This is a genomic window from Fundidesulfovibrio magnetotacticus (assembly GCF_013019105.1).
In the GTDB taxonomy this organism is placed as follows: domain Bacteria; phylum Desulfobacterota; class Desulfovibrionia; order Desulfovibrionales; family Desulfovibrionaceae; genus Fundidesulfovibrio; species Fundidesulfovibrio magnetotacticus.
In genome coordinates, this window is record NZ_BLTE01000021.1 from 1 (window position 1) to 13,970 (window position 13,970).

11 protein-coding genes are annotated in these 13,970 nt (G+C 67.9%); 9 read left to right on the forward strand and 2 right to left on the reverse strand.

Translation table 11 applies throughout. The annotated features are described in order from the left end of the window. From NNJEOMEG_RS17950 to fliS, 3 genes are all read left to right on the forward strand, one after another. Window positions 1-169, forward strand: a 169-nt coding sequence (locus tag NNJEOMEG_RS17950) for a flagellin (protein ID WP_268885702.1), incomplete at its 5' end; no start/stop codon positions are given. A 205-nt stretch (window positions 170-374) separates the two neighbouring features. Then, window positions 375-2,057 (forward strand): flagellar filament capping protein FliD, encoded by a 1,683-nt coding sequence (gene fliD, locus NNJEOMEG_RS17955; protein WP_173086849.1) that lies wholly within the window; start codon window positions 375-377, stop codon window positions 2,055-2,057. A gap of 19 nt (window positions 2,058-2,076) precedes the next feature. Then, window positions 2,077-2,586, forward strand: coding sequence for a flagellar export chaperone FliS (gene fliS, locus NNJEOMEG_RS17960; protein WP_173086850.1), 510 nt, complete (start codon window positions 2,077-2,079; stop codon window positions 2,584-2,586). Window positions 2,587-2,832: 246 nt separating this feature from the next. Here fliS and ilvD read toward each other — a convergent pair whose 3' ends face one another. Next, complete coding sequence (ilvD, locus tag NNJEOMEG_RS17965; protein ID WP_173086851.1) at window positions 2,833-4,497, reverse strand: dihydroxy-acid dehydratase; 1,665 nt, start codon at window positions 4,495-4,497, stop codon at window positions 2,833-2,835. A 165-nt stretch (window positions 4,498-4,662) separates the two neighbouring features. Here ilvD and NNJEOMEG_RS17970 point away from each other — a divergent pair, with 165 nt between their 5' ends. The 5 genes from NNJEOMEG_RS17970 (at window position 4,663) to NNJEOMEG_RS17990 (ending at window position 9,542) form a co-directional block, all read left to right on the forward strand. Beyond that, window positions 4,663-5,028 carry an Hpt domain-containing protein gene (locus NNJEOMEG_RS17970; protein ID WP_173086852.1) on the forward strand — a complete coding sequence of 122 codons (366 nt, stop codon included), beginning with the start codon at window positions 4,663-4,665 and terminating at the stop codon, window positions 5,026-5,028. A gap of 13 nt (window positions 5,029-5,041) precedes the next feature. Next, entirely contained in the window at window positions 5,042-6,232 is a 1,191-nt protein-coding gene (gene metX / locus NNJEOMEG_RS17975; protein WP_173086853.1) for a homoserine O-acetyltransferase MetX, read from the forward strand. Then, a complete protein-coding gene (metW, locus tag NNJEOMEG_RS17980) occupies window positions 6,232-6,831 on the forward strand; it encodes a methionine biosynthesis protein MetW (RefSeq protein ID WP_173086890.1) in 600 nt (199 codons plus the stop codon). The genes metX and metW overlap by 1 nt, the downstream gene beginning before the upstream one ends. Window positions 6,832-6,940: 109 nt before the next feature. After that, window positions 6,941-7,654, forward strand: a complete 714-nt coding sequence (locus tag NNJEOMEG_RS17985) for a superoxide dismutase (protein ID WP_173086854.1) — start codon at window positions 6,941-6,943, stop codon at window positions 7,652-7,654. Between the two features lie 505 nt (window positions 7,655-8,159). Next, window positions 8,160-9,542, forward strand: a complete 1,383-nt coding sequence (locus NNJEOMEG_RS17990; protein WP_173086855.1) for an MFS transporter — start codon at window positions 8,160-8,162, stop codon at window positions 9,540-9,542. Between the two features lie 327 nt (window positions 9,543-9,869). On the opposite strand, the gene NNJEOMEG_RS17995 is transcribed toward NNJEOMEG_RS17990, so the two are convergent. Then, complete coding sequence (locus NNJEOMEG_RS17995; RefSeq protein ID WP_173086856.1) at window positions 9,870-12,395, reverse strand: methyl-accepting chemotaxis protein; 2,526 nt, start codon at window positions 12,393-12,395, stop codon at window positions 9,870-9,872. 276 nt (window positions 12,396-12,671) lie between these two features. On the opposite strand from NNJEOMEG_RS17995, the gene NNJEOMEG_RS18000 reads away from it, so the two are divergent. Beyond that, window positions 12,672-13,877, forward strand: a complete 1,206-nt coding sequence (locus NNJEOMEG_RS18000; RefSeq protein ID WP_173086857.1) for a PhoH family protein — start codon at window positions 12,672-12,674, stop codon at window positions 13,875-13,877. The last annotated feature ends 93 nt before the right edge of the window (window positions 13,878-13,970 follow it).

The following is a 13,970-nucleotide window of genomic DNA, read 5'->3' on the forward strand; positions in this document are numbered from 1 at the left end:
GCAGATCCAGGCCGAAAACCTGCAGGCCGCCGAGTCGCAGATCTCGGACGTGGACGTGGCCGAGGAGATGACCAGCTTCGTGCGCTCGCAGATCCTCACCCAGTCCGCCATCGCCATGCTCTCGCAGGCAAACAGCCTGCCCAAGATGGCCATGCAGCTCCTCGGCTAGCCGGGAACCAGGAAGGAGAGGGGAAACCAACGGCCGGGCCGCGAGGCCCGGCCGTTTCAGCTTGAAAGGCCGCGCGGCAGGGTCCGCGCGCCGCACGCGAAGCCGCACCCCCGGTTTCGCGGCCCGGTGCTCCGGGTACGGCGCGAAGCTTGCTAGCTTCCGGTCACGGCGAAAGCCCGGGAAAAATTTACCTAGGGGTGCGGCCATGGCAATCGGCGACGCCACGTCGGGAACGAGCACATCAGGTCAGGTCTATTTCGCGGGCCTGGGCAGCGGCACGGACTTCGACACCCTCATCAAGAAACTGGTGGAGGTGGAGCAGAGCCGCGTCAAGACCTACCAGACCTGGCAGAAGTCCTGGCTCACCAAGAACACGGCCTTCAAGGACCTCAACTCCAAGATGCTCTCCCTGCGCACCACGCTGCAGGGCATGGACACCGTGAACGAGTTCCTCAAGAAGTCCGCCGATTCCACGGACAGTTCCTCTCTCACGGCCACGGCGGGCGGCGAGGCCGAGTCCGGCACGTACACCTACACGGTGAAGCAGCTGGCGCAGAACAAGATGATGGTCACCGGGACAGGGTACAACACCAATACGGAAGACATCAACTCGCAAGCGACGGCGGTAAGCTTCAATTACACCTATAAGGGCGTCACCATTTCGAATTCCGTTCCTGCCAGCGCAACCATCAACGATCTTGCCGCGATCATCAACGCCAATCCATCCAACAATGGCGTACGTGCAAGCGTTCTTTACGACGGAACCAAGTACTACATGCAGCTGCGCGGGCTCGATACCGGCGCGGCGTCCTCCCTGGTGGTGGCCTCCAGCTCCTCCCTGCCGGGCTTCAGCAACGGTTCCTTCAACATCACCCAGGCCAACCAGGACGCCCAGATCAAGATCAACAACTGGCCGCTCTCCAACGCCTGGATTTCGCGCGCCAGCAACACCATCAGCGACGTGGTGACGGGGCTCACGCTCACGCTCAAGAACTCGGGAGCGGGCACGCTCACCGTGGGAACGGACGCCGACGCCGTGCTGGAGAACGTGCGTACCTTCGTAAACCAGGTGAACACCGTGCGCAAACAGGTGCGCGACCTGACGAAGTTCGACTCCAACACCAAGGAGGGGTCCATCCTCACGGGCAACTACGGCCTGCAGATCATCGGCACGATCATGCAGAACATAACCGCCGCGCCCGGCATCGGCTTCAACGACGCAACGGACCGCTACACCTCTCTTTCGCCGCTGGGGCTTTCCACGGACTCCGTGGAAGGGTCGGCCACTTTCGGCCAGATCATCCTGGACGAGGACAAATTCAAGGAAGCCCTGGAGGCAGACCCCCTGGCCGTGGGCAAAATCTTCGCGGCCCAGTATTCGGGCGACACCGACTCGGCCCAGATCACCTATTCGTCCTATATCCAGGGCATCACCAAGGCCGGGGAGTACAACGTGCAGTACACCGTGGCCGGCGGCAAGATCACCTCGGCCACCATCAACGGGCACGCGGCCAGCTTCGCCTCCAACTCCGCCAACATCACCGGCGCGTCGGGCCAGGACGAGGCCGGTATGGTGGTGCGCGTCAACGACCTCACCGACGGCACTTACAGCCACAACGTCTACCTGCGCCTGGGCAAAGCCCCCGAACTGGTGGACGAACTGGCCGACCTGACCAACGCCGACACGGGTCCGTTGAACATCCTCCAGAAGAACTACGTGACCATTTCCGACAACATCCAAAAGAAGATAGACAGCGAGAACAGACGCATCTCCGCCATGGAAACGCACATGCGCAACCGGTTCGCACGGCTGGACGCTCTCCTGGGGCAGTACAGCCAGATCCAGGGGCAGCTCTCCTCGCAGATCGCGCAGATTTCCAAGGCCTAGGAGCAAGGAGCGACGCACCATGTACAAGGCAGCGCAAGCCTATTTCCAGACGCAGGTCACCACCACCACACAGGGGGACCTGCTCATCATGCTCTTCGACGGGGCGCTCAAGTTCCTGCGACAGGCCAAGGAGCGCATGGATGCCAAGGACTACGCCAAGAAGGGCATCCTCATCTCCAAGGCCCTGGACGTGCTCGCCGAGCTTCAGGGCAGCCTCAACGCCCAGAAGGGCGGCGAGCTGGCCGAGAACCTGCGCAAGCTCTACCTGCTGTGTTCCACCAAACTGCTCATGGCCAACATGCGCATGGACCAGAAGCTCGTGGACGAAGTGATCGGGGTGCTCACGGGCATCCGGGACGCCTTTGCCCAGATCAACACTCCCGAGTTCGCGCCCAAGGCCCCGTCCCCGGCGCAGACCTCGCGCGGCCCCGTGCCGCTCACCAACCAGACCGCCGTGGCCGCCCCCTCGCTGGGGGCTTCCATGAACAAGGCCTTTTCGGCCTATTCCCAGGCCAAGAAGGCCGGTTAGACCGCCGCGCGGGCGGAAGTCGAAGGCCCGGCGCGCCAGAGGCGCGCCGGGCCTTTGCTGCTTTGGAAGCAGCCCTGCGCGAAGCGCAGCCTGGAGCAGGGCGGCTTTGCCGCCCGTAAACGGCTCCCACAAACCCGTTTCGGGGTTTGTCGTCAAACTGGAAAGCCCGGCGCGTCTTTGACGCGCCGGGCCTTTGCGTTGTGGTTTGGGGCGTTTTGCCGTGGTCGAGCCTTGGGCGGAAGGGTGCTAGTCCTTGTAGGCCGCGCCGTGGGCGGCGGACTTCACGCTGCGCGCGTAGCGGCGCAGAAGCCCGGAGGGCAGGGGCTTTTCCACGGGCTTGAAGGCCGCGCGGCGCGCCGCCAACTCCTCCTCGGAAACCATGAGGTCCATCCTGCGGGCCGGAATGTCGATCTCCACCACGTCGCCGTCGCGTGCCAGGCCGATAGGGCCGCCCTCGGCGGCCTCGGGGGAGACGTGGCCGATGGCCGGGCCGCGCGTGCCGCCCGAGAAGCGCCCGTCGGTGATGAGCGCCACGTCCGAGCCCAGGCCCATGCCCATGATGGCCGCCGTGGGCGAGAGCATCTCGCGCATGCCCGGTCCGCCCTGGGGGCCTTCGTAGCGGATGATCACGGCCAGGCCGGGCACGATCTCTCCGGCCAGGATGGCCTTGTAGGCCTCCTCCTCGGAGTCGAAGCAGCGGGCGGTGAGGGTGCGGCGCATCATCTCCGGGGCCACGGCCGACTGCTTCACCACCGCGCCCTCGGGGGCCAGCGAGCCCTTGAGCACCGCGATGCCGCCCTGCTCCGAATAGGGGGCGGCGTCGCGGATCACGTCCGGGTCGCGAATGTCGGGGGTGAGGGCCTTGAGGTTCTCGGCCACGGTGGCCCCCGTGACGGTGAGCACGGAGGTGTCGATGAGCCCGCGTTTGGCCAGGGCGTTCATCACGGCGGGGATGCCGCCCGCGCGGTGGAGGTCTTCGATGTGGTGGTGTCCGGCCGGGGAGAGCTTGCAGAGGTTGGGGGTGCGCGCGCTCACGGCGTCGAAGATGTCCAGGGTGAGGTCCAGGCCCGCCTCCGCGAAGATGGCGGGCAGGTGGAGCACGGTGTTTGTGGAGCAGCCCAGGGCCATGTCCATGGTCACGGCGTTGGCCACGGCGGCGGAGGTGACGATCTTGCGGGGCGTCACGTTGTTTCTGAGAAGCTCCATCACGCGCGCCCCGGCGGTCTTGGCCAGGCGCACGCGCTCGGCGGTCACGGCGGGGATGGTGCCGTTGCCGGGCAGGGCCAGGCCGATGGACTCCGAGAGGCAGTTCATGGAGTTGGCCGTGAACATGCCCGAGCAGGAGCCGCAGCCGGGGCAGGCCTTGAGCTCCAGGTCGGCCAGCTGGGCCTCGTCCATTTCGCCCCGGCGCACGCGGCCCACGGCCTCGAAGACGCTGATGAGGTCCACGGGGCCGCCCGCCGAGGCCCCGGCCAGCATGGGGCCGCCCGACACCAGGATGGAGGGGATGTCCAGGCGCAGCATGGCCATGAGCATGGCGGGAACGGTTTTGTCGCAGTTGGGGATGAAAACCAGGGCGTCGAAGGGGTGCGCCGTGGCCATGATCTCGATGGAATCGGCGATGATCTCGCGCGAGGGCAGCGAGAAGCGCATGCCCGCGTGGTTCATGGCCAGGCCGTCGCAGACCCCGATCACCGGGAATTCGAGCGGCGTGCCCCCGGCCGAGCGCACCCCGGCCTTCACGGCCGTGGCGATGGTGTCCAGGTGGATGTGCCCGGGGACGATCTCGTTGGCGGAGTTGACCACGCCCACCAGGGGGCGGTCGATCTCCTCGCGGGTCAGGCCCAGGGCGTGGAGAAGGGAGCGGTGGGGGGCCTTCTCGACCCCGCCGGTCATGAGCTTGCTTCGCATGGCTGCACCTCGTGCTGGAATCCACGTGGCATAGCCGCAAAGCGGGGGGCCTGTCACCCGCCCCGCCGGGCATGGCCTTGAAATTCGAAACGGCTTGTGGGAATAAAGCCTTTCCTATCAGAGAGCACCACTCTACGCCGGAGCACCCGGCAAGGCCACGGAACAATGGACGAAAGCCCGTATCCCGCCAGCCGCGAACCGTGTCCGCCCTTCGATCTGGAAGAGCGCGCCAGCCGTTTCGCGGAAATTGAGGACTGCCTCCCCGAGTTGCTCGCCATTTTCAGGAGCAACGGCCCCGCGGACCTCTCGGCCATCGCCAAGGCCCTGGACGGGCAGGACCTCCAGGCCGCCGCCAATCTCTGCCACACACTCAAGGGCATGGCCGCCGTGGTCTGCGCCCCGGTGGTGGCCCGCACCGCCTCCGAGCTGGAGTCCGCCGCCCGCGCCCTGGATGTCCCGGCCAGCCGCGCCCTGCTGGAGGAACTCTCCCGGGCCATGGCCCAGGCCCTGGACTCGCCGCACTGCCTGTGAGAACAAGCGGGCCATGAGCGAATACGCCGACCTCTCCCCCGGCGGCCCCGGCGTGGGGGCGGTGGAGAAACGCTTCTTCACCTTCGCCCAGGACGAGCCCTTCGTCCTGGAAAGCGGCGCGGCCATCGGCCCGGTCACACTGGCCTACGAGACTTACGGCGCCCTGGACCCCGACGGCGCCAACGCCGTGCTCGTCTGCCACGCCCTCACGGGAGACTCCCACGCGGCGGGCGTCTACCACGGGGCCGACCCCAAGCCCGGCTGGTGGGAAGTGATGATCGGCCCGGGCAAGGGCATCGACACAAACCGGCATTTCGTGATCTGCTCCAACGTTCTCGGCGGCTGCATGGGCTCCACCGGACCCGCCAGCCTCAACCCCGAGACCGGCAGACCCTGGGGGCTGGCCTTTCCCGTGCTCACCATCGGCGACATGGTGCGCGCCCAGAAGGTCCTGCTGGACCACCTGGGCGTGAAGCGCGTGCTCGCCGCCGTGGGCGGCTCCATGGGCGGCATGCAGGTGCTCGAATGGGCCGCGCGCTACCCCGAGACCGTGGTCTCCGCCATCGCCCTGGCCACCGCCGCCAAGCACTCCGCCCTGCACATCGCCTTCCACGAGGTGGCCCGCCAGGCCATCGTTGCCGACCCCGACTGGAACGGCGGAGACTACTACCACGGCCCCAAGCCCGCCCACGGCCTGGCCGTGGCCCGCATGATCGGCCACATCACCTACCTCTCCGACGAGGCCATGCGCCACAAGTTCGGACGCGGGCTCCAGGACCGCGCCGACTTCTCCTTCAGCTTCGACGCCGACTTCCAGGTGGAATCCTACCTGCGCTACCAGGGGCGGAAGTTCGTGGAGCGCTTCGACGCCAACAGCTTCCTCTACATCACCCGAGCCGCCGACTACTTCGACCTGGGCGCCACCCACGGCCAGGGCTCCCTCACCAAGGCCTTCTCCCGGGGCGACACCCGCTTCCTGGTGGTCTCCTTCAGCTCAGACTGGCTCTACCCCACCTACCAGTCCCGCGAGCTGGTCCAGGCCCTCAAGCGCGCCGGACGCGACGTGAGCTTCTGCGAGATCGAGGCCCAGTGGGGGCACGACGCCTTCCTCCTGGACAGCCCGCGCCTTTCGGGGCTCGTCGCCGGACACCTCGAACGCACGCGCCGAGACCTCGGGCGCGACCTCCGGAGGGGCCTCCCGTGATCCGCTACGACCTCGACCTCGTGGCCTCCTGGATCGCCCCCGGATCCAAAGTGCTCGACCTGGGCTGCGGCCAGGGCGAACTGCTCCAGCACCTCCACGACACAAAGGGCGTGCAGGGCTTCGGCGTGGAGCAGGACGAGGAAAAGGCCGCGACGGGCATCAGCCGGGGCGTCTCCATCCTCCAGGGAGACATGGCCGGAGAAGTGCGCGACTACCCCGACAACGCCTTCGACGTCGTCGTGCTCTCCCAGACCCTCCAGCAGGTGGCCGAACCCCTGGGCCTCATCCGCCAGATGCTGCGCGTGGGCAAGCGCGCCGTGGTCAGCTTCCCCAACTTCGCCCACTGGCGCAACCGCTGCCAGCTCTTCTTCCAGGGCAACGCCCCCGTCACCCCGGAACTGCCCTACGACTGGCACGACACCCCCAACATCCGCGTCATCACCTTTCGGGACTTCCACCGCTTCTGCAACCGCTTCGGCTTCACCATCCTCGAAGCCGTGGCCGTCAAGACCGACCCGGCCTCCCGGGGCGGACTCGTGCTGCGCCTGCTGCCCAACCTGCGCGCCACCTACGGCATCTTCCTCCTCGCCCGCTCCTGACCACGCCCCCCGTACCCCGGCCCCCCCTTGACACCGTTCCACGAGGCGGTCAGATACCCTTAAGCCTGAAGCCCCACGGCCATTCCACACCAGGCCCATAGGAGCCCCCATGACCACAGATGACAACGGACTCCTCACCCGCAGGCAGTTCAACGCCCTGGCCGCCGCCACGGCCGCCACGGCCGCCGCCGCAACCCTTTTCCCGGGCGCGGCCAGCGCCCAAGGAGCCGCCGTGTTCCCCTTCCCGGCTCTGCCCTACCCCGAAGACGCCCTGGAACCGGTCATCAGCGCGCGCACCCTCTCCTTCCACTACGGCAAGCACGCCAAGGCCTACTACGACAACATGAACAAGGCCCTGGAGGGCAAGCCCACCGCAGGGCTCACCCTGGAGCGCGTGTTCCTGGACGCCTCCAAGGACGCAGCCAGCGTGGGCCTCTTCAACAACTCCGCTCAGGCCTGGAACCACACCTTCTACTTCTCCTGCATGAAGAAAGGCGGGGGCGGCGCGCCCGCGGGCAAGCTCGCCGACGCCCTCAAGGCCGCCTTCGGCGGACTCGACGAGTTCAAGAAGGCCTTCTCCGAGGCCGCCATGACCCAGTTCGCCAGCGGCTGGGCCTGGCTCGTGGACGACGGCGGCACGCTCAAGGTGGTCAAGACGCCCAACGCCATGAACCCCCTCGTCAACAACCAGAAGCCCCTGCTCACCGTGGACGTCTGGGAGCACGCCTATTACCTGGACTACCAGAACCGCCGCGCCGACTACGTGAAGGAGTTCCTCGACAAGCTCGTCAACTGGGACTTCGTGGCCAAGAACCTCGGCTAGCGTCGCGTTCTTGAAAGACATGGCGCCGGGTTTCAAAACCCGGCGCGACGGTCTTGGCTGTTGGCCTTGGAGATCCGCCTGGAAGGATGTCGAGAGCGCTTCACCGGCGCCCTCGGAGGATCCGTTGCGCCGCGCCCCGCGCCGCCGTCGGCACGTGGCGCGGCCGACGTTGCGGAGGGCCCCTGCAGCCGGGCCGGGCCCCGCCATGCCGGGGTTTCTGTCGGAAGCCCCCCCGTTCGGCGGCTTCACGCGCGTGAGTGGGGGGGGCTCCTCAGGGGCCGCCGCCGTCCTTGCGGCTGGATCGTGCCGAACGGTCCCGCCGCCAGCCGGAGGGACAGCCTGCCGGAGGAGCCGGGCAGGCGGGTTGGCGACCACCCGTCCGGCGGGCGCGCGCATTTGACCGGAGAGGCCGTCGGGCTTACATGTCTGGTCCGCGCCGGGCTTCCCCGCGCGGCCGACGCGGCTTCACGGAGGAACTGGAACGGTGCCCGAAGACGAACAACGCATGGGGTCAAGAGGCCTTGAGGCATCGCTCCCCTGGCTTCTGACGCGGGCCGCCGCCCGGCGTCGCGGGAGCGCACCCCGGCGCGGGCGCGCGCCCCTGCGCACGAACATGCTGGGCGGCGTCGCGGGGAACGCTCTCGAGTGGTACGATTTCGCCATTCTCGGCTTCCTCGCCCCCCAGATCGGCCGGAATTTCTTCCCCTCGGACGACCCGCTGGTCTCGCTGCTCGGGGCGTTCGGGGTGTTCGCCGCGGCCTTCCTGGCCCGCCCGGCGGGCGGCCTGCTCTTCGGCTACATCGGGGACCGCCGGGGCCGCAAGACGTCGCTTCAGCTCTCCGTGGCCCTCATGGCCGTGCCCACGTTCCTGGTGGGGCTGCTGCCCACCTACCGGGACGCCGGGGTGCTGGCCCCCCTGCTGCTCGTGTTGTTGCGCATGGCGCAGGGGCTCTCGGTGGGGGGCGAACTGGTCGGTTCCATCGCGTTCGTGGCCGAGAACGCGCCGGAAGAGCGGCGCGGGTACTACTGCAGCTGGACTTTCGCCAGCGAGTACGGCGGGATGATGCTGGGTTCGCTGCTCACGGCGGGGTTGAGCCTGGGGCTCGGCGCGCAGGCCATGGACTCCTGGGGCTGGCGGGTTCCGTTCCTCGCGGGGGCGCTGATCGCCGTGGTGGCCTTTTGGATGCGCAAGAGCCTCTCGGAGACGCCGGTGTTCCTCGCCCTGGAGGACCGCAAGCGCCTGGGGCGAAATCCCGTGGCCGAGGCCGTCCAGCTCGTGCCGGAACGCATCCTTCACCTGTTTTTCCTGGTGATCCTGGTGGGCGCGGGGTTCTACACGCTCTTCGTCTGGTGGCCCACGTACCTCGGCAGCGTCCTTCGTCCGGATGTCCCCGGGGTGGCGGGACTCAACGCCTTTTCGCTGTTGCTGCTCATGGTGTTCATCCCGTTCACCGGCAGCCTTTCCGACCGGCTGGGCCGCAAGCCGCTTCTGGTCTGGAGCTGCGCGGGGATGACGGTCTTCACGCTGCCGCTGTTCCAGTTGGCCCAGCAGGGGGGCGTGGCCGGCCTGTTCGTGTCCCAGACGGCGTTCACGGCGCTCATGGCGCTGTATCTCGGCCCTGTCCCGGCGGCGCTGGTGGAGATGTTCCCCCCGCGCATGCGCTACAGCGCCATGGGCATCGGCTACAATCTCTCGCTGTGCGTTTTCGGCGGCGCGGCGCCCGTGGCGGCCACGTGGCTGATGCAGGGCCGGGAAACCGCGTTCGCCCCCGCGCTGGTCCTCACGGTTCTGTCCGGGATCAACCTGCTCGCGGCGCTGACCATGCGCGAGAGAAGCCCCGGGGCCGCCGACGGCGTTCCGGGCAAGCGAAGCCGCGACCTGGCCTGACGGGCATTGCCTGCCAGGAAGAGCGGCGCGGTCCGCGGCTCAGGGCGGCAATCTTCGGCCGTCGGCCGCCTGGGGGACAATCCTCGTCGGCAGCATTGCAGGGAACAAACCGACGAGTGGTTTGAACTTCAAGAACCGACCGTTTCAACAGGCCCCCGGCCGTTCGCCGAGGCATAGGCGGCCGTGCGCCGTTCAGTCCCGGGCTCCGGCGCAGGACGCCTTGCCCCGCCCGGTGAAGCCCGCGACGCCCTCCGGGAGCGCGGAGAGCGCGGCCCCTCGCCCGCTGGAGACATCTTTCCCCCCCCCCGCCGCTCCCGTCTTGCGTAGCTAGGCCGCCAGCGCCGTCTGTGGCTTCGCCATGGCGAGTCGCGGCCAGTCGCGCCCGGCGGGTTCGAGGCAGGTCGCGTCGTGGCCGTCGTCCTGGCAGTGCATGGCGTCGATGAGGCTTTTGAGCTCCGAGGCCTGCTGGGCGAGGTAGCCGATGGCTTCGGCGGCGTGGACCGTGGCGGCGGAGGTCTCCTGGGCGATGCCGCTGATTTCGCTGACGGCGAGGTTCACTTCGTGGTGTGTCGCGGATTGTTGTTCCGTGCTGGAAGCGATGAGGCGCACCTGATCCGCGGCGTCGTGGGCGTCCTGGAGGATGCGCGCGAGGGCTTCGCCCGAACGTTGGACGAGTTGCTGGGCCTGTTCGATGGCTTCGAAGGTCTTGGCGGTCTCCTCGATGTTCTGTCGGGTGCCGTCCTGGATCTCCGTGATGCCGCGCGAGACCTCGCGTGTGGCGAGCTGTGTCTTCTCGGCCAGTTTGCGCACCTCGTCGGCCACCACGGCGAAGCCGCGCCCGGCGTCGCCCGCGCGCGCCGCCTCGATGGCGGCGTTGAGGGCCAGGAGGTTGGTCTGGTCCGCGATGTCGTCGATGACGCCGATGATGCGCCCGATGGAGCCCACCCGGCGGCCGAGCTCGTCCATGGACTGCTGGTGCTGCAGCGAGAGCTGGTGGACCTGGTCGATGGAGACGACGCTCTCCTTCACCACGCGGGAGCCGTCGGCGGCCTGGGCGCTCGCGGAATCGGAGCTGGAGGCCGCCAGGGCCGCCACGCGGGCCACCTCGGTGAGCGCGGCGTTCATCTCCTCCATGGCGCGGGTGGTCTCCTGGATGCGCTCGCTCTGGTGGTCCGCGCCGGATTTGACGCCGATCATCTGCTGGGAGAGTTCTTCCGCTCCCTGGGCCACGTGGAGGGCGATCTGGTTGGCCTCGCGCGCCACCTGGAGGGTCTGGCGGTTCTGCTCCAGGATGAGCGCCTGCTGACGCCTGATTTCGGTGAGGTCGGCGAAGAGGGTGAACGCGCCCAGGGGCTGCCCGTCCAGGTCGTGAAGCGGCGCGCAGTCCAGGCGCACGTGGAAGGGCCTGCCTTTTGCGCCCTGCCCGGGGGCTTCCACTCCGCGCACGGGCTGGCACTGGCGCAGACAGGCGGCGGGCGCGTTGGCCAGTTCGAGGTTCTGGGCGAAGAGGTCTTCCAGGCGGCGTCCCAGGTGTCGGCCGGGTTCGCCGTCGAGTTGGAGGAGGTCCAGCAGGGGCTGGTTGACGAAGCTCACCAGGCCCCGGGTGTCGGTGACGAGGCAGGGCACGGTCATGGCGTCGAGGATGCCCTGGGAGAAGCCCAGGCGGGTTTTGAGTTCCTCCACCATGCGCGCGAGGCCATGGGCCAGGGCTGCCAGTTCGGCCTTGAAACGGCCTTCGAGCGTGGCCCGGAGGTCCCCCTCGCTGACGCGTTCCAGGAAGGTCCCGAGGTGCCGGAAGGGCTGGCCGATCTCCCGGCGCAGGAAGAACAGGGAGCAGGCCAGCACGGCCAGGGCGGTGAGCGCGCCGAGGATCAGGGACGCGCCGCGCAGGCGCTCCACGGCGGCGAAGGCGCGGGCCTCGTCGGCCACGGTGACCAGGGCCCAGGCGGCGTCGCCGGTCTTGATGGGGGCGTAGGCGGCGAGCACGGGCTTGCCGGAAATGTCCTCGGTGACGAGGCTGCCGGTGAGCCCTTCCAGGGCGCGGCGCACGGGCTCGATGTCCATGCGCCCCCGAGCGGGGTCCGCGAAGGAGGCCTGCACGGAGTGGGTGAGGGCGTGCGTGGGGGAGTCCGAGCGCATGAGACGGTCCGCGCCCACGAGGCGGGTTTCGGCGTCGTCGTCGTAGCCGGTCTTGAGGATGGGGGCCAGGTCGGCGGGGTCGATGCGCAGGAGCGCCACGCCGTCGATGCCGCCAACGTGGTTGCGCACGGGGGCGGCCAGGAAGGCGGCGGGGCGGCCCTCCTGGGGCGGGTAGGCGGCGAAGTCCTCGAAGACGGCCCGGCCCTGCATGGCGGCCTTCCAGGCGCGGCCAAGGCTGGAGTCCTTGAGGGGACCGTCCTTGATGTCTTCGAGGAGTTCGCGGCCCTTGCCGGTGGAGAAGATCACCCGGCCGTACTCGTCGGCCAGGAGCACGTCGGCGTAGCCCAGCACCTTGCGGAAGGGCTCGAAGGCGGGGGCCACGAACTGCGCCATTTCGACGTATTCGGGGTCGTTGACGTCGGCGCGCTGCCCGGGTTTGGCCTTGCCCATGAAGATGTCGCGCAGCATGGCGATGGAGTTGTAGACCTCCTTGACCGAGGCGTAGATGCGAACCTCGGCGAACCATTTGTCGGTGAGCTGGCGCAGGGCCTGGGCGCGGGAGTCCCGCACGGATTCGAGCTGGCCGAAGGCCTGGCGGGAGAGGCTTTCGGAGGCCTGGCGCACGGAGTAGACGCCCATGAAGGCCAGGGGCAGGATGCCGATGGCCAGGCAGAAGGCGATGAGCTTGGCGCGAAGGGTGAGACGCAGTGGCATGGTGGGGCTCCTTTGGTGCGGCGAAAGGGACCCGAAGGTACCCGCCGACCGGGAACCGTTGAACGACGAAAGGTGACAACTTCATGGCGATGGGGTTAAATGACGGGGCGCGCGGCAGTGCGCGGCGCGACAGGAGGAACGCTCGGGAAGGGGAAAAACGAGACGCGGCGGGGCCGCGAGGGAGCGGACGCCGCAAGGTCATGGATTCGTCACACCGCGTGGATACTGAGACGTCGGGGCGCATGGCGCATCCGGCGCGTCCCGAAGGAAGGCCCAATGACCCAGGAATCGCCCGGCAGGAAGAACTACGTCATCGACACCAACGTCCTCATCGAAAACCCCAACTCGGTCCGGACGCTTCGCAACGGCAGCGAAAACAACATCTTCATCCCCTACCACGTGCTCATGGAGCTGGAAACGCTCAAGAACACGCCCAAGCTGCGCCACATCGTCTCCAAGGTCATCACCAGCCTCATCGAAAACCGCGAGCACATCACCTTCATCCGCGACGGCGTGGAGGATTCTCCCTACACGCACATCGTGGACAACTACATCCTGCGCGAGATCGAGTCGGCCCAGGGCATCCAGGACCCGATCCTGGTCACCAACGACCGGCTGCTCCAGCTGCAGGCGTCGCTGCGCAACATCAAGAGCGAGGAGCTGCGCGATTCCAGGCCCTTCGAGTCCGAGTCGCAGCTCTACACGGGGTTCGTGGAGGAGGCCGAGGGCGCGCCGCCCAACTCGTTCCTCTGGCGCGAGGGCAAGCCGGTGCTCCTGGCCCCGGACGGCGAGAAGACGGTGGGCTACGTCAACGACGTGTGGAACCTCAAGCCGCGCACGGTGTACCAGAATCTGGCGCTGGAGCTTATCGTCTCCCCCCACGTGGACCTGGTGTCCATCCAGAGCGAGGCGGGCTTCGGCAAGACCTACCTGGCCCTGGCGGCGGCCCTCTACCTGACCCTGGAGCGCAAGGAGCACGAGAAGATCTTCGTGGTGAAGCCCACCATCGAGATCGGCGCGAAGCTGGGCTTTTTGCCCGGCGACGTGGCCGAGAAGATGGAGCCCTACATGAAGTACGTCTACGACCTGCTCATCAAGCTGCACAAGCAGCGCCCGGCCAACAAGCTCTTCACCAACCCCAACGACGAAACCCCGCGCTTCAACCCCAAGAAGTTCGAGGTGCTGCCCCTGGCCTACGTGCGCGGCATGAACATCGAGAACGCCGTGGTGGTGATCGACGAGGCCCAGAACCTCTCGCGGGCCGAAGTGCGCGCGCTGCTCACACGCATGGGCGAGGGCGTGAAGTGCGTCTGCCTGGGCGACACCTCCCAGGTGGACAACCCCTACCTCAACGAGGCCAACAACGGCCTCAACTGGATCGTGCGCAAGTTCAAGGGCTTCGACAACTACGGGCACATCGTGCTCAAGGGCGACCGCTCGCGCGGGCCCATCACGGACATGGTGCTCAAGAGCAAGCTGTAGGATCAGGCGGCCTGGGCGGCCCGAAGGGCCTGGCGTCGGTTGTCCGGCCCACGGCGCGGCTGGGAGACGGGTTGTGCCCCGGTCGAGGAGTTC

Coding starts and splice junctions, on each gene's coding strand:
- metX (WP_173086853.1), top strand. CDS start 5,042: ATGAGCGAATACGCCGACCTCTCCCCCGGCGGCCCCGGCGTGGGGGCG.
- NNJEOMEG_RS17995 (WP_173086856.1), bottom strand. CDS start 12,395: ATGCCACTGCGTCTCACCCTTCGCGCCAAGCTCATCGCCTTCTGCCTG.
- fliS (WP_173086850.1), top strand. CDS start 2,077: ATGTACAAGGCAGCGCAAGCCTATTTCCAGACGCAGGTCACCACCACC.
- NNJEOMEG_RS17985 (WP_173086854.1), top strand. CDS start 6,941: ATGACCACAGATGACAACGGACTCCTCACCCGCAGGCAGTTCAACGCC.
- fliD (WP_173086849.1), top strand. CDS start 375: ATGGCAATCGGCGACGCCACGTCGGGAACGAGCACATCAGGTCAGGTC.
- ilvD (WP_173086851.1), bottom strand. CDS start 4,497: ATGCGAAGCAAGCTCATGACCGGCGGGGTCGAGAAGGCCCCCCACCGC.
- NNJEOMEG_RS17970 (WP_173086852.1), top strand. CDS start 4,663: ATGGACGAAAGCCCGTATCCCGCCAGCCGCGAACCGTGTCCGCCCTTC.
- NNJEOMEG_RS17990 (WP_173086855.1), top strand. CDS start 8,160: ATGGGGTCAAGAGGCCTTGAGGCATCGCTCCCCTGGCTTCTGACGCGG.
- NNJEOMEG_RS18000 (WP_173086857.1), top strand. CDS start 12,672: ATGACCCAGGAATCGCCCGGCAGGAAGAACTACGTCATCGACACCAAC.